Annotated in this window: 16 protein-coding genes; 9 read left to right on the forward strand and 7 right to left on the reverse strand. The window is 71.2% G+C overall.

All coding sequences use genetic code 11. From position 1 onward, the window contains the following. The first annotated feature begins 160 nt into the window (after positions 1-160). The 4 genes from AC07YS_RS20160 (at position 161) to AC07YS_RS20175 (ending at position 3,502) form a co-directional block, all read left to right on the forward strand. A complete protein-coding gene (locus AC07YS_RS20160) occupies positions 161-613 on the forward strand; it encodes a MarR family winged helix-turn-helix transcriptional regulator (protein WP_159279528.1) in 453 nt (150 codons plus the stop codon). 78 nt (positions 614-691) lie between these two features. Continuing rightward, the gene (locus AC07YS_RS20165; protein ID WP_495269760.1) at positions 692-1,117 is read left to right on the forward strand and encodes an organic hydroperoxide resistance protein; all 426 of its coding nucleotides are present in this window, start codon (positions 692-694) and stop codon (positions 1,115-1,117) included. A 189-nt stretch (positions 1,118-1,306) separates the two neighbouring features. Further along, positions 1,307-2,425, forward strand: a complete 1,119-nt coding sequence (locus tag AC07YS_RS20170; RefSeq protein WP_495269761.1) for a DUF2855 family protein — start codon at positions 1,307-1,309, stop codon at positions 2,423-2,425. 33 nt (positions 2,426-2,458) lie between these two features. Beyond that, on the forward strand, positions 2,459-3,502 hold the full coding sequence (locus AC07YS_RS20175; protein WP_495269762.1) for a serine/threonine protein kinase: 1,044 nt from the start codon (positions 2,459-2,461) through the stop codon (positions 3,500-3,502). On the opposite strand, the gene AC07YS_RS20180 is transcribed toward AC07YS_RS20175, so the two are convergent. Then, complete coding sequence (locus AC07YS_RS20180) at positions 3,503-4,399, reverse strand: LysR family transcriptional regulator (protein ID WP_495269763.1); 897 nt, start codon at positions 4,397-4,399, stop codon at positions 3,503-3,505. Positions 4,400-4,489: 90 nt separating this feature from the next. Here AC07YS_RS20180 and AC07YS_RS20185 point away from each other — a divergent pair, with 90 nt between their 5' ends. The 5 genes from AC07YS_RS20185 to AC07YS_RS20205 are packed head-to-tail and all read left to right on the forward strand — an operon-like array spanning position 4,490 to position 9,836. Further along, entirely contained in the window at positions 4,490-6,199 is a 1,710-nt protein-coding gene (locus tag AC07YS_RS20185) for an acyl-CoA dehydrogenase family protein (RefSeq protein WP_495269764.1), read from the forward strand. A gap of 34 nt (positions 6,200-6,233) precedes the next feature. After that, the gene (locus AC07YS_RS20190; protein WP_070063051.1) at positions 6,234-7,223 is read left to right on the forward strand and encodes a Bug family tripartite tricarboxylate transporter substrate binding protein; all 990 of its coding nucleotides are present in this window, start codon (positions 6,234-6,236) and stop codon (positions 7,221-7,223) included. Between the two features lie 39 nt (positions 7,224-7,262). Continuing rightward, on the forward strand, positions 7,263-8,231 hold the full coding sequence (locus AC07YS_RS20195; RefSeq protein ID WP_495269765.1) for a tripartite tricarboxylate transporter substrate binding protein: 969 nt from the start codon (positions 7,263-7,265) through the stop codon (positions 8,229-8,231). Between the two features lie 16 nt (positions 8,232-8,247). Continuing rightward, complete coding sequence (locus AC07YS_RS20200; RefSeq protein ID WP_495269766.1) at positions 8,248-8,694, forward strand: PaaI family thioesterase; 447 nt, start codon at positions 8,248-8,250, stop codon at positions 8,692-8,694. Then, positions 8,691-9,836 carry a CaiB/BaiF CoA transferase family protein gene (locus tag AC07YS_RS20205; protein WP_095950285.1) on the forward strand — a complete coding sequence of 382 codons (1,146 nt, stop codon included), beginning with the start codon at positions 8,691-8,693 and terminating at the stop codon, positions 9,834-9,836. Before AC07YS_RS20200 ends, AC07YS_RS20205 begins: the two co-directional genes overlap by 4 nt. 12 nt (positions 9,837-9,848) lie before the next feature. Here the strand turns inward: AC07YS_RS20205 and AC07YS_RS20210 are convergent, their stop codons facing one another. Genes AC07YS_RS20210 through AC07YS_RS20235 form a run of 6 tightly spaced genes read right to left on the reverse strand, consistent with a single transcriptional unit; the run spans position 9,849 to position 18,392 of the window. Then, the gene (locus tag AC07YS_RS20210) at positions 9,849-10,838 is read right to left on the reverse strand and encodes a Bug family tripartite tricarboxylate transporter substrate binding protein (protein WP_495269767.1); all 990 of its coding nucleotides are present in this window, start codon (positions 10,836-10,838) and stop codon (positions 9,849-9,851) included. Beyond that, positions 10,835-12,049 (reverse strand): VWA domain-containing protein, encoded by a 1,215-nt coding sequence (locus AC07YS_RS20215; protein WP_062482648.1) that lies wholly within the window; start codon positions 12,047-12,049, stop codon positions 10,835-10,837. The genes AC07YS_RS20210 and AC07YS_RS20215 overlap by 4 nt, the downstream gene beginning before the upstream one ends. After that, positions 12,046-14,394 (reverse strand): DUF5682 family protein, encoded by a 2,349-nt coding sequence (locus AC07YS_RS20220; RefSeq protein WP_495269768.1) that lies wholly within the window; start codon positions 14,392-14,394, stop codon positions 12,046-12,048. Before AC07YS_RS20220 ends, AC07YS_RS20215 begins: the two co-directional genes overlap by 4 nt. A 13-nt stretch (positions 14,395-14,407) precedes the next feature. Further along, positions 14,408-15,487 (reverse strand): AAA family ATPase, encoded by a 1,080-nt coding sequence (locus AC07YS_RS20225; protein ID WP_492730531.1) that lies wholly within the window; start codon positions 15,485-15,487, stop codon positions 14,408-14,410. Then, positions 15,484-17,046: a DUF5691 domain-containing protein gene (locus AC07YS_RS20230; protein ID WP_495269769.1), complete on the reverse strand. Its 1,563-nt coding sequence runs from the start codon at positions 17,044-17,046 to the stop codon at positions 15,484-15,486. The genes AC07YS_RS20225 and AC07YS_RS20230 overlap by 4 nt, the downstream gene beginning before the upstream one ends. Further along, positions 17,043-18,392, reverse strand: a complete 1,350-nt coding sequence (locus AC07YS_RS20235; protein WP_495269770.1) for an SWIM zinc finger family protein — start codon at positions 18,390-18,392, stop codon at positions 17,043-17,045. The genes AC07YS_RS20230 and AC07YS_RS20235 overlap by 4 nt, the downstream gene beginning before the upstream one ends. Positions 18,393-18,398 lie beyond the last annotated feature (6 nt).

Below are 18,398 nucleotides of genomic sequence, written 5' to 3' on the forward strand. Positions count from 1 at the left end.
GGGGTCGCCTTTTCTTTGCTTACTTTCTTTTGGCGAAGCAAAAGAAAGTGAGTCGCCCGCCGGGGCGAGTCCCGGCCTCGGGAAGCAAAACGACCACCATCCCAAGTCACCCAAAACAACTACATTGCACACAATTCAATTGCGAACTACAATTCACCCCATGCCAACGAAACCCAACACAGACGACCTGCTCAAGCTAGACAACCAGCTCTGCTTCGCCGTCTACTCCGCCTCCTTGGCAATGACCCGCCTCTACAAGCCGCTGCTAGAAAAGCTCCAGCTCACGTATCCCCAATACCTCGTGATGCTCGCCCTCTGGGAGCAAGACGGCCCCACCGTCTCCGCCCTCGGCGAACGTCTCTCGCTGGATTCCGGCACCCTCACCCCGCTCCTCAAGCGCCTCGAAGCCAACGGCTACGTAGCCCGAGTCCGCGACGTCGCAGACGAGCGCCGCGTCCACATCACGCTCACCGCCGCAGGCCGCAAGCTCAAGTCCCGTGCCGCCAACGTCCCCGAGTGCCTCATGGCCGCCGCCGAATGTTCCGTCCCCGAGCTGATCGCCCTCACGCAGCAGATCCAGACCCTGCGCGACCGCATCCGCAAAGCCGCCTGACACACAAATCAGCCAGAGTTAGTTCCCCGGCCTCCCCAGGAAGCCCTTTCACCACCCCCAAGCCCAAAGGAAATCACCATGACCACCAAGCTCGACAAAGTTCTCTACACCGCAGAAGCCCACACCATCGGCGGCCGTGACGGCGCCGGCAAGTCCAGCGACGGCGCCATCGACGTCAAGCTGAGCTCGCCCGGCTCGGGCAAGCCCGGCACCAACCCCGAGCAGCTGTTCGCGGTCGGCTACGCCGCCTGCTTCATCGGCGCCATGAAGGCCGTCGGCCCGAAGATCAGTGTCAAGGTGCCGGAAGAAGTCGCCATCGACTCGAAGGTCTCCCTCGGCCCGACGAACGGCGGCGCGGCCTACGGCATCTCGGTGCAACTGGCGATCTCGCTGCCCGGCCTGGACGACGCACAGAAGAAGCTGCTGGTCGACACCGCCCACCAGGTCTGTCCGTACTCGAACGCCACCCGCGGCAACATCGACGTGGAACTGACGATCGTCTGATTCCGCCCTGACGGTTTCACGAAAAAAAGCGCCCCGGCCCCAAGCCCGGGCGCTTTTTTCATGTCTGTCTCACGGGTGACGCCGAAACGCACGCCGAGATAGCGCCTTTCACCAAGCTTGGCTAATGTGGCCGCACGTCTCGCCCGTCCCGCCACCCGTCTTCAACACACATCCGTGGAGATCGACCCCATGAGCACCACCCACCTCCTGATCCGCAAAGACCAGCTGGCCACCACGCGCCTGCACACCGACACCTCCGACCGGCCGCTGGCCGACGGCCAGGTGCGCGTGCGCATCGACAGCTTTGCGCTCACCTCCAACAACATCACCTACGCCGCCTTCGGCGATGCGATGAGCTACTGGCAGTTCTTTCCCTCCGAGGAAGACGGCTGGGGCAGCATCCCGGTGTGGGGCTTCGCCAGCGTGGTGCAGTCGCAGCACCCGGGCGTGGCCGTGGGTGAACGGATCTACGGCTACTGGCCGATGTCCACGAGCGCGGTGCTCAGCCCCGACCGGCTCTCGCCCTCGCGCTTCACCGACGCGGCGGCGCACCGCGCCGAGCTGCCCGCGGTCTACAACCAGTACTTTCGCTGCAACGCCGACCCGCTGTACACCACCGACACCGAAGACCTGCAGGCGCTGCTGCGCCCGCTGTTCATCACCTCGTGGCTGATCGACGACTTCATGGCCGACAACGATTTCTTCGGCGCCACCACCATGCTGCTGTCGAGCGCCTCGAGCAAGACGGCCTACGGCACGGCCTTCCAGCTGCACCAGCGCGACGGCATCGAGGTGGTCGGCCTCACCTCGCCCGCCAACGTGGCGTTCTGCCAGAGCCTGGGCTGCTACGACCGCGTGGTGACCTACGACGCGCTCGACACCATCGCGGCGGACACGCCCTGCGTGTACATCGACTTCGCCGGCAACGGCGAGCTGCGCACCGCGATCCACGAGCGCTTCACGAACCTCAAGTACAGCAGCTCGATCGGCGGCACGCACGTGGAGCAGCTCGCCGCCAAGGGCGCGGGCAAGAGCCTGACCGGCCCGCGCGCCACGCTGTTCTTCGCGCCGGCGCAGATCAAGAAGCGCACCACCGAATGGGGCGCCGACGAGTTCGGCCGGCGCATGGTGGCCGCGTGGCACCGCTTCCTGGCCACGGTGACCGACGCCAGCAACCCCTGGCTGCACACCGAGCACCACCACGGCGGCGAGGCGGTGCAGGCCGCCTACGCGCAGGTGCTGGCGGGCAAGGGCGACCCGCGCACCGGCCATATCCTTTCGCTTTACAAACAAGCGGGCGCTCGCTGACCCGCACGGGGCCCATGTGGCGACAATCGCCGCATGACCCCTTCTTCTGTCGCGCCCGCGAACACCCATCCTTACGAGAGCCTCACGCCTGACGTGGTGCTCGACGCGCTCGCGACACTCGGCCTGCACGGCGACGGCCGGCTCACCGGCCTGAATTCCTATGAGAACCGGGTCTACCAGGTCTACCTGGAAGACCCGGTGCCGCACCCGGCCGTGGTGCTCAAGTTCTACCGCCCCGGCCGCTGGAGCGAGGCCGAGATCCTCGAAGAGCACGCCTTCTCGCTCGAACTGGCCGCCGGCGAGGTGCCGGCCGTGCCGCCGCTGGCCTTCGACGGCAAGACGCTGCACCACCATGCCGGCTTTGCCTTCAGCGTGAGCCCCTACCGTGGCGGCCGCGCGCCCGAGCTGGACAACTTCGAGGTGCTCGAATGGGTGGGCCGCTTCCTGGCGCGCATCCACACCGTAGGCAGCGCCAAGCCCTTCGAGGCCCGCCCCGCGCTCGACCTGCAGACCTTCGGCCTCGATTCGCGCGACTGGCTGCTGGAGAACGACAAGATCCCGCTCGACATGCAGCGCGACTGGGAAAAAGTCTGCAACGAAGCGCTGGACATGGTCCGCGCCACCGCCCTGGCGCTGCAGCCGCCGGCCTCCGACTTCAAGCCCCGCAAGCTGCGCCTGCACGGCGACGTGCACCCCGGCAACATCCTGTGGACGCCCACCGACCGCCCCGGCGGCGGTCCGCACTTCGTCGACCTGGACGACGCGCGCACGGGCTTCGCGGTGCAAGACCTGTGGATGCTGCTGTCGGGCGACCGCGCGCAACGCACGGCGCAGCTGTCGGGCCTGCTCGACGGCTACGAGCAGTTCCGCGAATTCGACCGCCGCGAGCTGGCGCTCATCGAGCCGCTGCGCACGCTGCGGCTCATCCACTACAGCGCCTGGCTGGCGCGGCGCTGGGAAGACCCGATCTTCCCGATCAACTTCCCGTGGTTCGGCTCCAGCGACTACTGGAAGGGCCAGATCCTCGTGCTGGAAGACCAGTGCGAGCAGATGGCCGAGGAACCGCTCTACGCGTGATCACTGAGCGGCGTTCGCGGCCAGGCTCTGCGCCACGCCGTCGAGCAGCCGCTCGACCAGCACATTGACCGGCCCGGCGCGCCACACGCCGTAAGCCTCCGACTGCGCCACCGCGCGATCGAGCGGGCGGAACACCGCGCCGCGCAGCGCCGAATGCCGCATCGCCTGCGGCACCAGCGCCACGCCCATGCCCTGCGACACCAGCGACACCACGGCCAGCCAGTGCCGCACCTCGTGGCGCACCTCGGGCAGGAAGCCCGCGTCGGCGCAGATCGACAGGATGCGCTCGTGGTAATCGGGTGAGGCTTCGCGCGAGAACAGCACGAAGGGCTGATCACGCAGGTCGGCCGGCGCCAGCACGCGCTTGCGCGCCAGCGCATGGCCCGCGGGCAGGCAGGCCACGAAGGGCTCCGACAGCAGCAGCCGGTGCTGCAGCTCGGCCGGCATGCGGCTGGCGTGAACGAAACCCAGGTCCAGCCGGTCGTGCAGCAGCTCGGCGATCTGCACGCCCGAATTGAGTTCGCTCAGCGTGATGCGCACCGCCGGATGCCGCGCCTGGAACGCGCGCAGCGCGGGCGGCAGGCCGCGGTAGAGCATGGCGCCCACGAAGCCGATGCGCAGCCGGCCCGCCGAGCCGGTGGCCACGTCGCGCGCCTCCAGCGCGGCCTCCTCGGCCTGCAGCAGCACGCGCCGCGCCGACACGCGCAGCGCCTCGCCCGCGGGCGTGAGCCGCACTTCCTTGCTGTTGCGCTCGAACAGGCGCGCGCCCACCGAGTCTTCGAGCTGGCGGATCGCCACCGACAGCGGCGGCTGCGAAATGGCCAGCCGGCGCGCGGCGCGCCCGAAGTGCAGCTCTTCGGCGAGCACGGAGAAGTAGCGCAGGTGCCGCAGTTCCATGAATAGTTAAATCAAATCGTACAAGACCAAATCAATATTAGACACGGATCGTTGCCAACTCAACAATGCGGCGAACCAGGAGACGCCCGCATGCCCACACCCGCTGCTTCCGCTGCCACAGCCGCCGCGCACCCGATCCCCGATCGCCACGGCCAGAACCTCTTCACCACCGACACCGAGCTGCACACGCTGCTCGCGCTGTACCTGCCCGAGGCCCTGCGCACCCACATGCGCCCGCACTTCGAGCGCCTGGGCGGCCTGGCGGGCGGCCTGCTGGACGACCTGGCCGGCACCGCCGACCGCAACCCGCCCACGCTGAAGCAGCGCACGCGCACCGGCATCGACGAGCAGAAGGTCATCAAGCACCCGGCCTATGTCGAGATGGAGCGCCTGGCGCTCAGCGAGTTCGGCCTGGCCGCCATCTCGCACCGCGACGAGACGCTGGGCTGGAGCGGCAAGATGCCGCCGCTGGTCAAGTACGTGCTGACCTACCTGTTCGTGCAGGCCGAGTTCGGCCTGTGCTGCCCGGTTTCGATGACCGACTCGCTCACGCGCACGCTGAAGAAGTTCGGCGCGCCCGAGCTGGTCGCCAAGTACCTGCCGCGCCTGACCTCGCTCGACTTCGACGAGCTGGCGCAAGGCGCGATGTTCATGACCGAGCAGGCCGCCGGCTCCGACATCGCCGCCACCGCCACCACCGCGCAGCGCCAGGCCGACGGCAGCTGGCGCCTGGCCGGCGACAAGTGGTTCTGCTCCAACCCCGACGCCGGCTTTGCGATGGTGCTGGCGCGCGCCGACGACGCGCCCGCGGGCATGAAGGGCGTGTCGCTGTTCCTGCTGCCGCGCGAACTCGACGACGGCAGCCTCAACCACTACCGCATCATCCGGCTGAAGGACAAGCTGGGCACGCGCTCGATGGCCAGCGGCGAGATCCGCCTCGAAGGCGCGGTGGCCTACCTCGTGGGCGAGGAAGGCCGCGGCTTCCAGCAGATGGCCGACATGGTCAACAACTCGCGCCTGTCGAACGGCGTGCGCTCCGCCGGCCTGATGCGCCGCGCGGTGGCCGAGGCCGAGTACATCGCTTCCGAGCGCCGCGCCTTCGGCCGTGCGCTCGAGCAGATGCCGCTGATGCAGCGCCAGCTCGACAAGCTGCGCGTGCCGTCCGAGCAGGCCCGCACCATGGTCTGCCAGACCGCGCAGGCGCTGGCGCGCTCCGACGCCGGCGAGCCCGATGCGTATGCGCTGCTGCGCATCCTCACGCCGCTCATCAAGTTCCGCGCCTGCCGCGACGCGCGCCAGGTCACGGGCGACGCGATGGAAGTGCGCGGCGGCTGCGGCTACATCGAGGAGTGGAGCGACCCGCGCCTCGTGCGCGACGCGCACCTGGGCTCGATCTGGGAAGGCACCAGCAACATCGTGGCACTGGACGTGATCCGCGCCGTGAAGCGCGAAGGCTCGCTGCCCGTGCTGCGCGCGCACGTCGAGTCACTGATCAGCAACGCCACCGAACTCACGCCGGCCTTCGCCGCCGCGCTGCGCGACACCATGGCGCGCGCCTGCGCCCTGGCCGAGACCGCCGCGCGCGAAGGCGGTGACGTGCTCGCGCGCCAGGCCGCCTCGGCGCTGTACCACTGCACGAGTGCCGCCGCGATGGCCTGGGAGGCCTCGGCCGGGGGTTCCGCCGCGCGCCTGCGCTGGGCGCAGCTGGTGCTGCTGCACCGCGTGCTGCCGCGCGATCCGCTGGCGCCCGACGCACTGCCCGCCGACTGGCACGCCGCCCTGGTGCGCACGGCCGCCTGAGCCCCCTTTTCGAGAACAACGGAGACAACCACCCATGCGACAACGACTCAGCCTCATCCTCGGCACCGCCTGCGCCGCGCTGCTGCTGGCAGCCACGCCCGCCGCGCAGGCCCAACCCGGCGCCTTCCCGACCAAGCCCATGACGCTGGTCGTGCCCTTCCCGCCCGGCGGCCCGACCGACGCGATGGCGCGCACGCTCGCCGCCGAGCTGCGCGACAAACTCGGCCAGCCCATGATCGTGGAGAACCGCGCGGGCGCGGGCGGCAACATCGGTGCCGACTACGTGGCACGCGCCGAGGCCGACGGCCACACGTTGCTGTTCGGCACCTCGGGCCCGCTGGCCATCAACGTGAGCCTGTACCGCAAGATCAGCTACGACCCGACCAGGAGCTTCGCGCCCGTGATCCAGGTCGGCTACCTGCCGAACATCCTGGTGGTGAACCCGGCCCTGCCGGTGAAGAACGTGGCCGAGCTGGTCGCCTACGCCAAGGCCAACCCGGGCAAGCTCAGCTACGCCTCGTCGGGCAACGGCGCCTCGTCGCACCTGGCGGGCGTGCTGTTCAACTCGGTGGCCGGCACCGACCTGCTGCACGTGCCCTACAAGGGCACGGGCCCGGCGCTCAACGACCTGCTGGGCAACCAGGTCAGCATGACCTTCACCGACATCCTCACCGCGCTGCCCTACGTCAAGGCCGGCAAGCTGCGCGCGCTGGGCGTGGCCACCTCGGCCCGCTCGCAGGCGCTGCCCGAGGTGCCCACCATCACCGAGCAGCTGCACAAGCCCTACGACGTGAGCGTGTTCTTCGGCATCGTCGCGCCGGCCGGCACGCCGCCTGACCGCGTGACCAAGCTCAACCACGCATTCGCCGAGGTGCTCAACTCGCCGAAGGTCAAGCAGATGTTCGCCGCGCAGGGCCTGGAAGCCACGGCGGACACCTCGCCGCAAAAACTCGCGCAGTTCATCGGCAGCGAAACGGCCAAGTGGAAGGACGTGGTGAAGAAGTCCGGCGCGCAGCTCGACTGACCGCCACGACGCACAAGAAAAAAACAAGGAGACAAGAAGATGAAAACGCAACGGCTGTCACGCCTGCTCGCCCTCGCCGCGCTGTTCACCGCGGCCGGCGCCGCCACCGCGGAGACCTACCCGCAACGCCCCGTCACGCTGATCGTTCCGTATGCCGCGGGCGGGCCCACCGACCAGCACCTGCGCGCCGTCGCCGACGAGGCCGGCAAGGCCCTCGGCCAGCCCGTGGTGCTCGACAACCGCCCCGGCGCGAGCGGCACCAACGGCGCCGCCGCGCTGGTGCGCGCCGCGCCCGACGGCTACACGCTGGCCGTGCTGCCGGCCTCGGTGTACCGCGAGCCCTTCATCAACAAGGTGGCCTTCGACCCCGCGCGCAGCTTCTCGTACGTGGTGATGCTGTCCGACTACACCTTCGGCCTCGCCGTGAAGGCCGACGCGCCGTGGAAGACCTGGCAGGACTTCGCGGCCGATGCCGCACGCCGCCCGGGCAAGCTCAACGTGGGCGCCACCGGCGCCGTGGGCACGCCGCGCATCGTGATGGACGAAGCCGCCGAGATGGCGAAGGTCCAGCTCAACATGGTGCCCTTCAAGGGCGACGCCGAAGTGACCAACGCCATCCTCGGCGGCCACATCGACGCCGCACCGTTGTCGGGCGTGGCCGTGCCGCACATCGACGCCGGCAAGATGCGCTACCTCGTGATGCTCACGCCGCAGCGCGTCAAGCGCTACCCGCAGGTGCCCACGCTGCGCGAACAGGGCGTGGACGCGGTCATCGATTCGCCCTACGGCATCGCCGGCCCGGCCGGCATGGACCCGGCGCGCGTGAAGACCGTGCACGACGCCTTCCGCAAGGCGCTGGCGTCGCCCGCCGGCCTGCGCGTGCTGGAGCAACTGAACCAGCAGGCCAATGCGATGGACCCCGAGCAGTACCGCCGCTATGCACTGGCCACGACCGCGCGCGAGAAGGAGCGCGTGGCGCGCCTGCGCCAGCGCGGCCTGCTCGACTGACCACGGAGTGCGCCGCATGCAGGACCCCGCTTTCATCGACGAGCCCGCCGGCGTGCTGTTCGGCCTGCCCATGCCGATGGCACGCGCCTTCGCGCTGCGCGGCGAAGCCATCGGCGACGAACGTGCGCGCGTGCGCATGCCCTACAGCGCCGACCACACCAACAGCCGCGGCGACGTGCACGGCGGCGCGATCGCCGTGCTGTTCGACTGCGCGCTCTCCAGCGCCGTGCGTTCGCATGCGCCCACGGCCTTCGGCGTGGTCACCGTCGACATCACGGTGCACTACACCGCGCCCTGCGCCGGCGACGTGATCGCCAGCGCCGTGTGCGAGCGGCGCGGCCGTGCGATGTGCTTCGCGCGCGGCGAGGCGCGCAACGCCGACGGCGAGCTGCTCGCGCTGGCCACCGGCACCTTCAAGCTGGTGCCGCGCACCGCTTCTCCTTCTTCCGAGTCCACCCCATGACCACCGCCCCTTCTTCGACCGGCGCCCTCGCGGGCATCCGCGTGCTCGACATCTCGCGCATCCTCGGCGGCCCCTACTGCGGCCAGATCCTCGGCGACCACGGCGCCGACGTGCTCAAGGTCGAGCCGCCGCAGGGCGACGACACGCGCACCTGGGGCCCGCCCTTCAAGGAAGGCGTGGCCTCGTACTACCACGGACTGAACCGCAACAAGCGCGTGCAGCACCTGGACTTCTCGACCGAGGAAGGCCGCGAGGCGCTGCTGGCGCTGGTGGCCGAGGCCGACGTGCTGATCGAGAACTTCAAGACCGGCACGATGGAGCGCTGGGGCATCGGCTACGAGACGCTGTCGCAGCGCTTTCCGCGCCTGGTGTGGTGCCGTGTGTCGGGCTTCGGCGCCGACGGCCCGCTGGGCGCGCTGCCGGGCTACGACGCCGCCGTGCAGGCCATGACCGGCATCATGAGCATCAACGGCGAGGCCGACGGCGGCCCGCTGCGCGTGGGCCTTCCTGTCGTCGACATGGTGACGGGGCTGAACGCGGTGATCGGCGTGCTGCTCGCGCTGCAGGAGCGCCAGCGCAGCGGACGCGGCCAGTTCGTGGAGGCGGCGCTGTACGACAGCGGCCTGTCGCTGCTGCACCCGCACGCGGCCAACTGGTTCATGGACGGCACGGCGCCGCGCCGCACCGGCAACGCGCACCCCAACATCTACCCCTACGACGCACTGGCCACGGGCACCGACCCCATCTTCGTGGCCGTGGGCAACGACCGCCAGTTCGCGAGCTTCTGCCGCTGCATCGGCCTGCCCGCGCTGGCCGACGACCCGCTGTACCGCACCGCTGGCGCGCGCTCGGTGAACCGCGACGGTCTCAAGCAGCAGCTCGAAGCCGCGCTCGCCGCCTTCGACGGCCGCACGCTGGTCGACCAGTTGATGGCCGCCGGCGTGCCCGCCGCGCCCGTGCTGCCGGTGGCGGCCGCGCTGCAGCACCCGCACACGCTGCACCGCGAGATGGTGGTGGAGATGGAAGGCGGCTACCGCGGCATCGGCGCGCCCGTGAAGCTCAGCCGCACGCCGGCCAGCTACCGCCATGCGCCGCTGACGCCGGGCGACGCGTTCCTGCCCAACGACGACGCGGCGCGCTGACCTGTAGCGCGCTCAGTCGAACGAGAGCTTGAGCGCGCGGATCAGCGGATGCCAGCGCGCCGACTCGCGCGCCAGCAGGGTCTCGAACTCGGCCGGCGTGCCACCCACCGGCTCGACGCCGGCCTCGGCGAGGCGGCGCTGCACCACCGGGTTGTGCAGTGCGCTGGCCACCGCACGCTGCAGCCGCACCACCACCTCGGGCGGCGTGCCCGCCGGTGCCACGAGGCCGTGGAAGATCGCGGCCTCGACCTTCGGCAGGCCCAGTTCCGCGAAGGTCGGCACGCCCGGCCATTGCGCCAGGCGCGCAGGGTTCGCCACCGCCAGCACGCGCAGCCGGCCGCCCTGGATGAAGCGGCGCGCCGTGGCGAGCTCGCCCATCGCGAACGGCAGTTGCCCGCCCGCCACCTCGACCAGCGCCGGCCCGGCGCTGCGGTAGGGCACATGCACCATCTCCAGCCCCGCTTCGCGCGCCAGCAGTTCCATCGCGAGGTGCTGCGCGCTGCCGTTGCCGGCCGAGGCAAAACTGAAGCGGCCCGGAAAGGCGCGCGCGTCCTCGATGAAGGCACGTGCATCGCGCACGCCGCTGGCCAGGCCGACCAGCAGCACCATCGGCAGCCGCACCAGCTGCGTGACCGGCGTGAAATCGCGCGACGGGCTGTAGCTCAGGCTGCGGTACAGCGCGGGGTTGAACACCCACATGCCGTTGTCGGCCGACAGCACGGTGTGGCCGTCGGCCGGTGCGCGCGCGGCCTCGAGGGCAGCGAGCGCGGTGTTGCCGCCGGGGCGGTTCTCGATCTGCACCGGCTGGCCCGTGTCGATGGTGAGCTGGGCGCCGATGGCGCGCGCGACGACGTCGGCGATCGCGCCCGTCGGGAAGGGCACGATCCAGCGGATCGGCCGCGCGGTGTCGTCGGGCTGCTGCGCCCAGGCCGTGCCGGCCACCAGACCCAGCAGCGCGGCCAGCCGCCGTCGCCTCAGGTCGGGCAGGCGGCGCTGCTTCACGGGGCGGCCCGGCTGGTCTTCAGGCCCTGCCCCGCGGCCCAGGTCGACACGTCCTCGCGCTTGATGGCCGCGGCCATGAGGCCGGGGAACGCATCCGGCGTGCAGGCGAACGAGGGCACGCCCAGCGCCGCGAGCTTGGCGGCCAGGTCGCGGTCGTACGAGGGCGCGCCCTCGTCGCTGAGCGCCAGCAGCGCGATGAACTGCACGCCGGCCTCCACCAGCTGGTGGGCGCGGCGCAGCAGGCCGTCTTCCACGCCGCCTTCGTACAGGTCGGAGATGAGGATCAGGATGGTGTTGCGCGGCTCGCGCACCAGCGTCTGGCAGTAGCCCACGGCGCCGTTGATGTCGGTGCCGCCGCCCAGCTGCACGCCGAACAGCAGGTCGACCGGGTCCTGCAGCTGCTCGGTCATGTCGACCACGGCGGTGTCGAACACCACGAGCTTGGTCGACACCGCCGGCAGGCTCGCCATCACCGCGCCGAAGATGCTCGAATAGACCACCGACGCGGCCATGGAACCGCTCTGGTCGATGCACAGGATCACTTCGCGCTGCGGCTGGCGCGCCTTGCGCCCGTAGCCCACCAGCGTCTGCGGCACCACGGTACGGTACTCGGGCTGCCAGTGGCGCAGGTTGGCGCGGATGGTGCGGTGCCAGTCGATCTCCGAATGGCGCGGGCGACGGTTGCGCTGGCTGCGGTTGAGCGCGCCGCTCACGGCGCTGCGCATCGGCTCCTCCAGCTTCTTCATGAGCTCGTCGACCACCTTGCGCACCACGGCGCGCGCCGTGTCCTTGGTGCCGGCCGGGATCACGCTCGCCAGCGCGACGAGGTTGGCCACCAGGTGCACGTCGGGCTGCGCGTTCTCGAGCATCTCGGGCTGCAGCAGCATCTGGCGCAGGTTGAGCCGCTCCATCGCGTCGCGCTGCATCACCTGCACCACCTGGCTCGGGAAGTACTTGCGGATGTCGCCGAGCCAGCGCGCCACGCTGGGCGCCGAATCGCCGCGACCGCCGCGCTGCCCGCCCTGGCCCAGGCCGCGCCGGCCGTCGGCTTCGTAGAGCGCGGCCAGCGCCTGGTCGATCTCGCGCACGCGGCCTTCGATGGCGCCGCAGCTGGCGTTGGCCTCGCTGCCGAGCACGAGGCGCCAGCGCTGCAGGCGGTCGGTGGGCGGCAGGGTTTCTTCTTCGTCGATGGGTGTTGGATTCGCGCTCATGCCTTCACTCCCAGCAGTTCCCGCAGCAGCGGCAGCGCGAGCACCGCGCGTGATTCGTCCCAGTCGGTGGCGGCCACGGCAGACGGCAAGGTGCCGCCGACGGCGCCGCGCTTGGCACGTTCACCGAGCGCACGTCGGTCGGCGCCCGAGAAGTCCGCGAAGCTGCGCCGCACCAGCGGCAGCACCTGCACGAAGTGCTCCTCGCCGAGCCCCGCGAGCCAGCCGTCGACCAGCGACCACACGGCATCGTCGTGCAGCAGCACCATCGCGTTGCGGTTGAGAAAGCCTTCGAGCCATGCCGCTGCATCGGTGGGCGGCGCGCCGGCCGAGAGGTTGCGCGCCAGCTGTTGCGAAGCGCCGTCGCTGTCGATCTGCGCGTCGTCCAGCAGCAGCCGGCAGCTCACGCCGCGCAGCAGCGGCGCGCCGGTTTCGCCGAAGGCGATGGCGCGCAATGCGTTGCGCCAGGCGGTGGTCGTTTCTTCGCCGTCGCGCAGGCGCACCGCGTCGTGCGCGCCGATGAGGCGGATGCGCAGCGACTCGGCGGCTTCGGCGTCGAGCGCGCCGCACGCAATCGGCAGGCCGATGGCACCGCGCACGATGAGGCTGTCGAGCACGTGCGAGAGCAGCGCGCTGTCGGTCTGGCGCACGCTGCCGTAGCGGAACACGTTGGCCAGCGGCGGCACGGCGCCGATGAGCTGCACGGCGTCGCCGGTGAGCGCGGCGCGGTCTTCGAGCGCGCGGGTCACGACCTGCACGGCCACGGGCAGGTCGGCCAGCAGCACGGTGTCGACCTGTTCGGCCAGTGCGGTGAGCGAGGTCTCGGCCGCGAGCCCTTCCATCACGCGCGCGCTGGCGGCATGTGCCACGGTGGCGCCGAAGCGGCTGGCCTCGATGACACGCAGCGCGAACTCGGGCTGCCACTGCAGCTGCCACACCTCGTGGAAGGTGCCGCGGCTCGCGCGCTGGCCGGCCGTGACCTCGCCCCATGGCAGGTCGAGCAGGCGCAGGCGGTGCAGCAGGTGGCTGCGTGCCAGGTCGTTGGGCTGGCGCAGGTCGAGGTCGAGCGTCTTCGCAGTGGCCTCGGGCTTGAGGCGCAGGCTTTTCTGCGCCTGTTCGAGGTCGCGCTGCAGCGGCACGGTGGGCACGTCGGCCGGCACCTGGCCCATGCGGTCGCCGACCGTGAGGCGCTCGCGGATGAGCGTGAGCGGCGCCTGCTCGCCCATGCAGATCACGCTGCGCACGGCCTCGTCGAGCTCGGGCAGGCCGGGCGCGGGGCGCTCGCGCAGCGCGGCCAGCGTGTCGGCCAGGCGCGTGGCTTCGATCAGGTGGGCGGAGGAGCAGTCGAGGTCGTGCTCGCGCAGCAAGCGCGCGACGCGTGCGAGCCAGCCAGTGCTGCGCCCCGCCACCTCGCTCCCCTGCTGCCACAGGTGCTCGTACCAGCCCGGCGAATCGATGCCGGCGCCGTAGCCGCTGGCGCTCGTGAGGTGGCGATAGGTCCACGGCACCCAGGTCGCGAGCACCTTGAGCTTGGGCAGGCCCTTGAGCAGCGCCGCATCGGCCTTGGCGGTGGCCGCGCCCTGCAGCGCGGGCACGTGCCACGCACCGCACACGACGGCGATGCGCTGGTGGCCAGCCTTCACGGCCTCGCGGATCGATTGCCGCATGAAGGCTTCACGCCGCTGCTCGCGTTCCATCGCGCGCACGCCGCGCCGGTCTTCGGGCGTTTCGGCGCGCACGGCGGTCATGGCTTCGGCGATGGCGCCGAACAGGTCTTCGCCGTCGCCGCGTTCCTCGACCATGTGGTTCCACCAGCTCTCGCCGTCGGCATAGCCGGCGGCGTGGGCGAGCCAGTCGAAGGGGTCGTCGGGCAGCGTGTTGGCGGCCTGTTCTTCCTCGGGCACTTCAACCGTTTCGGCGACGGGCACCGTGTCGGTCTCGTCATCGCCGAGTGGTGTTTCCTCGGGCGCTTGCGCCTTGGCCTCGTCGGCCGCGCGTGCGGCCTGTTCGATCGCCATGCGGTGCGCCTGCGGCAGGTCGATGAAGCGCGTGGGCACGCCGCGCGCGGCGCCCCACTGCAGCGCCTGCCATTCGGGCGAGAAGGTGGCGAAGGGATAGAACGCGGCCAGGCCGGTGTCGTCGCTCGCGTGGATCAGCACCGCGACCGGCGGTTGCAGGTCAGCATGTGCGAGAAAGGACAGCAGCGGCTCGGCCTCGGGCGGGCCCTCGACGAGGATGCAGTCGGGCTGCAGCGACTCGAAGGCGCGCAGCAGGCTGCGCGCACAGCCGGGGCCGTGGTGGCGGATGCCGAAGTAGTGCAGCGGCGAAGGCGCCGCGCTCGTGCTCATGCGCCGGCTCGCGTCAGAGTTGTTCGCGGCAGGCGCGGTACAGGTCCTTCCAGTCGGCCCGTTCCTTGACGACGGTTTCGAGGTATTCCTTCCACACCACCTGGTCCTGCACCGGGTCCTTGATGACCGCGCCGATCAGGCCCGAGGCCACGTCGGCCGAGCGCAGCACGCCGTCGCCGAAATGGCCGGCCAGCGCCATGCCGCTGTTGATGACCGAGATGGCTTCGGCGGTCGAGAGCGTGGAGGTGGGCGACTTGATGCGCGTCTTGCCGTCCTCGGTCTGGCCGTTGCGCAGCTCGCGGAAGATCTGCACCACGCGGCGCACTTCCTGCAGCGCGGGCGGCTCGGCCGGCAGCGCGAGCGCGCGGCCCAGCTCGCCGACGCGCTTGACGACGATCTGCACTTCCTCGGCCTCGCTCGACGGCACGGGCAGCACCACGGTGTTGAAGCGGCGCTTGAGCGCGCTCGACAGTTCGTTCACGCCCTTGTCGCGGTTGTTGGCGGTGGCGATCACCGAGAAGCCGCGCGTGGCCTGCACCTCGGTGCCGAGCTCGGGCACGGGCAGCGTCTTTTCCGACAGCACGGTGATCAACGAGTCCTGCACGTCGGCCGGGATGCGCGTGAGTTCTTCGACGCGCGCGATCTTGCCCAGGCGCATGGCGTGCACCAGCGGGCTCGGCACCAGCGCCTTTTCAGACGGGCCATGGGCCAGCAGCTCGGCGTAGTTCCAGCCGTAGCGCAGCTGCTCTTCGCTGGTGCCGGCGGTGCCCTGGATCAGCATGGTGGAGTCGCCGCTCACGGCGGCGGCCAGGTGCTCCGACACCCACGACTTGGCCGTGCCCGGCACGCCGTACAGCAGCAGCGCGCGGTCGGTGGCGAGCGTGGACACGGCGATTTCCATCAGGCGCGAATTGCCGATGTACTTGGGGCTGACCTCGAAGCCGTTGGCCAGCTTGCCGCCCATCAGGTAGGTGAGCACGGCCCAGGGCGAGAGCTTCCAGTTGGCCGGGCGCTGGCGGTCGTCGACCTTCTGGAGCGCATCGAGTTCTTCGGCGAATTGCTGTTCGGCATGCTGGCGCAGGACATTGCTCATGGACGGCCTTGGGAAGAGGTTGAAAGTGAGGAAGAGGAAGAAGACAAGGGAAGGGTCGCGACCAGCCGGCGCGCACGCACGATGCGCGCGGTGTCGGCCAGTGCGCTGGCGAGGCCGGGGCTTTCCTCGGCCGCGCGCGGCAGGTCGGCCAGCAGCGCCAGCGCATCGAGGTGCAGCAGCGCGGCGGCGGTGCCGAGCACCTGGCGCAGCACGTAGTCGTTGACGAGGTCGCCGCGCTCGACGCGCATGCGCAGTGCCTGGGCGATGCGCAGCGACAGCGCGGCCGAGGGCGTGTCGCCGGGCGCGCAGGCCTGGTCGGCAAACGCGACGACATCCTGCACGCCCTGCCCGGCATCGCCGAGCTGCGTCGCCCAGTGGCGCTCGCGGCGCTCGCGCGGCAGCAGCGCCAGCAGCGGGCCCACGCCGCCGCGGTGGGCGCGCGGGCGGTCTAGCAGTGCGTCGCACCAGTCGAAATCGGGCGCGGCCAGCACGGCCTCGTTCCAGCCGCGCAGCAGCGCGTCGTGCCAGTCGCCCTTGGCGGCCCAGTCGAGCAATGCAGCGGGCGTCAGGCCGGTGCGCGCGGTCCACCACGCGAGCGGCATCTGGCGCACGAGCTGGTAGAGCCACCACGCGCGCTCGCCGAGGCTGTCGTGCGTGGGGCGCGCGGCGTCGATGGCGTCGTCCTTCCAGCGCGGGTCGGCGGCCTCGGGGGCGTTGAGTTGCCACGTCGCGCCTTGCGACGACAGCAGCGGCGCGAGGAAGGCTTCGACACGCCGCACGTGCGCGCTGGCCGGCAGGCGCTGCAGCAGCTCGACCACGGTCTGGCGCACGTCGCGTGCGCGGTCTTTCAGCTGGGCTTCGAGCAGCGCTTCGTCGTCGGGGCCGAGGTTCTCGGCCAGCGCGCCGATCAGCACGGCGCGCTCCTTGGCGGGCAGCTGCGGCAGCTCGGCGGCGAGGCGTTCGCGCGCGCCGGCCGGGTCGTCGCGGCGTTGCTCGGCCAGCACGGCGCGGCGCTGGTCGATGCTGCCTTCGTCCCAGCGAGTCTGCGTGTCGGCCTGCGCGCTGGCGCCGACGGCGTAGCGCCAGTCGTCGTTGCGCGCGGCCAGCCAGCGCCCGCGCTCGCCGAGCGCGAGCACCACGGCGGGACGCAGCGCGGTGTCGCGGCGGCCGGCATCGAGCGCGGCGGGCAGCAGGCTGGGCGGCAGGCGCCAGCCGGCAGCGGCGAGTACCGCCAGCACTTCGTGCTGCAGGCGCTGCGGGCCGGCGGCGAGTGCATCGGCGATCACGGCGAGCAAGGCGGGGTCGCCGAGCGCGGGAGAAGGATCGTTGGCGGCGGGCGGTGCGTCGTCGGCCGGCAGACCCGGCGCGACGAAGCCCGCGCGGCGGCCCACGGCCACGGCGCCCGCGACGCGCAGCAGCACGCCCTGCGCGGTGTCGGCGGGTTGTTGCAGCGCCTGGAGCAGCGCGCCGAAATCGCCGGCCATGCCATCGGCGGCCGGCACGGGTTGACGTGCGGTGCCGACGAGGGCGGTCTGAAGCAAGGTGTTCCAGTGGCTCATGTCCGCGCTCCGCTCAAGGTCCAGACGGGCGCACCCGCGCCCTCAGCGGCCCACGCGGTGAGCGGCGCGAACTGCTCGCCGTCCCATTCGCCGAACACGCGCAGCGGCGCACCGCCCGAATGCGCCAGCAGCTGCCAGGCTTCCGCCGCGGCCAGTTGCATCGGCAAGGCCTGCGACGCAGCGCCCAGGCGCAGCCACCACTGGTCGCCATGCCGCGCGGGCACGGCATCGGCCCACACCAGGGGCAGCAGCGGCTGCCACGGGTTGGCCGCAATCTGCTGTGCCATGCGTTGCCATTCGCCGGCTTCGTCATTAGCAGCAAGAGGCGCGGCGATCGATGCGGCCTCGGCCGGCAGCTCGGCCACCACCGCGCGCTGCGAGGCGTGGCCGGGATAGAAGCACAGCACGGCCGCGCGTTCGCTGCCGCTGACCCAGCCGGTCTCGAAGCCGCGTCCGCCGTGCGAGTAGTCGAGCAGCAGCGCGCGGCGTCCGCTCGCGCGGCCCTGCAGCCACACATGGCGCTCGACCAGCTTGGTGTCGCGCTCGTCCAGGCACTGGCCCAGCACGAGCCAGTGGTCGTTCACGCGTTCGCCATCGGCCAGCAGCGCCTCGCGGTCCTGCGGCCAGCCGAGGGCGGCGCGCAGATCGGCGCGCGTGGCGGGCGAGAGGCTGTCGCGGCGTGGCACCGCATCGACGATCAGCTGCAGCCGGCCCAGCCGGTCGAGCAGCCGCGCGGGCCAGCCTTCGCCGGCACCGATCAGTTCGGCCGCCTGCGTGATGCGCTGGCCGAGCCCCGGCGCCTGCGCATCGACCATGCGCGCGGCCATGGCGGCCCAGCCTTCGGCCTGCTCGCTGCCGAGCGCGGCCAGGCCGCGCTGGGTCTGGTCGTCGAGCCAGCGCGCGAGCTCCTGCACACCGGCCTCGATGCGCTTCCAGCGCTGCGCGTCGCGCTTGGCGGCCGCGGCGGGATCGGGCGCAGCCGCCGGTTCGGCGGCGCGGGCTTCTTTCTTCTCGGCCTTCTCGCGGCGCGAGGCGAGCCAGTCGGCCACCCACGGCGGCGGCGCGCCGGCGGTGAAGCTGGCTTCGCTTTGCGCGCGCAGCAGCAAGAGCGCCAGGCCGTGCTTGCAGGGGAACTTGCGGCTCGGGCAGGAGCAGCGGAACACCGGGCCCGACAGGTCGACCTGCGTCTGGTAGGGCTTGCTGCCGCTGCCCTGGCATTCGCCCCAGACGGCGTCGTCGGAATGCCCGAGCGTGGGCCACTTGGCGGGTGCGAGCAAGCCTTTGGCGGCCTTCGCGGAGGCGTCGTCCGGCGCGAGCGCGAGGACGGCTTCGGTACTGAGACTCATGGAAAG

Source organism: Variovorax sp. GW458-11-26-14-LB1, from assembly GCF_059423965.1.

Coding starts and splice junctions, on each gene's coding strand:
- AC07YS_RS20160 (WP_159279528.1), top strand. CDS start 161: ATGCCAACGAAACCCAACACAGACGACCTGCTCAAGCTAGACAACCAG.
- AC07YS_RS20165 (WP_495269760.1), top strand. CDS start 692: ATGACCACCAAGCTCGACAAAGTTCTCTACACCGCAGAAGCCCACACC.
- AC07YS_RS20170 (WP_495269761.1), top strand. CDS start 1,307: ATGAGCACCACCCACCTCCTGATCCGCAAAGACCAGCTGGCCACCACG.
- AC07YS_RS20175 (WP_495269762.1), top strand. CDS start 2,459: ATGACCCCTTCTTCTGTCGCGCCCGCGAACACCCATCCTTACGAGAGC.
- AC07YS_RS20180 (WP_495269763.1), bottom strand. CDS start 4,399: ATGGAACTGCGGCACCTGCGCTACTTCTCCGTGCTCGCCGAAGAGCTG.
- AC07YS_RS20185 (WP_495269764.1), top strand. CDS start 4,490: ATGCCCACACCCGCTGCTTCCGCTGCCACAGCCGCCGCGCACCCGATC.
- AC07YS_RS20190 (WP_070063051.1), top strand. CDS start 6,234: ATGCGACAACGACTCAGCCTCATCCTCGGCACCGCCTGCGCCGCGCTG.
- AC07YS_RS20195 (WP_495269765.1), top strand. CDS start 7,263: ATGAAAACGCAACGGCTGTCACGCCTGCTCGCCCTCGCCGCGCTGTTC.
- AC07YS_RS20200 (WP_495269766.1), top strand. CDS start 8,248: ATGCAGGACCCCGCTTTCATCGACGAGCCCGCCGGCGTGCTGTTCGGC.
- AC07YS_RS20205 (WP_095950285.1), top strand. CDS start 8,691: ATGACCACCGCCCCTTCTTCGACCGGCGCCCTCGCGGGCATCCGCGTG.
- AC07YS_RS20215 (WP_062482648.1), bottom strand. CDS start 12,049: ATGAGCGCGAATCCAACACCCATCGACGAAGAAGAAACCCTGCCGCCC.
- AC07YS_RS20220 (WP_495269768.1), bottom strand. CDS start 14,394: ATGAGCACGAGCGCGGCGCCTTCGCCGCTGCACTACTTCGGCATCCGC.
- AC07YS_RS20225 (WP_492730531.1), bottom strand. CDS start 15,487: ATGAGCAATGTCCTGCGCCAGCATGCCGAACAGCAATTCGCCGAAGAA.
- AC07YS_RS20230 (WP_495269769.1), bottom strand. CDS start 17,046: ATGAGCCACTGGAACACCTTGCTTCAGACCGCCCTCGTCGGCACCGCA.
- AC07YS_RS20235 (WP_495269770.1), bottom strand. CDS start 18,392: ATGAGTCTCAGTACCGAAGCCGTCCTCGCGCTCGCGCCGGACGACGCC.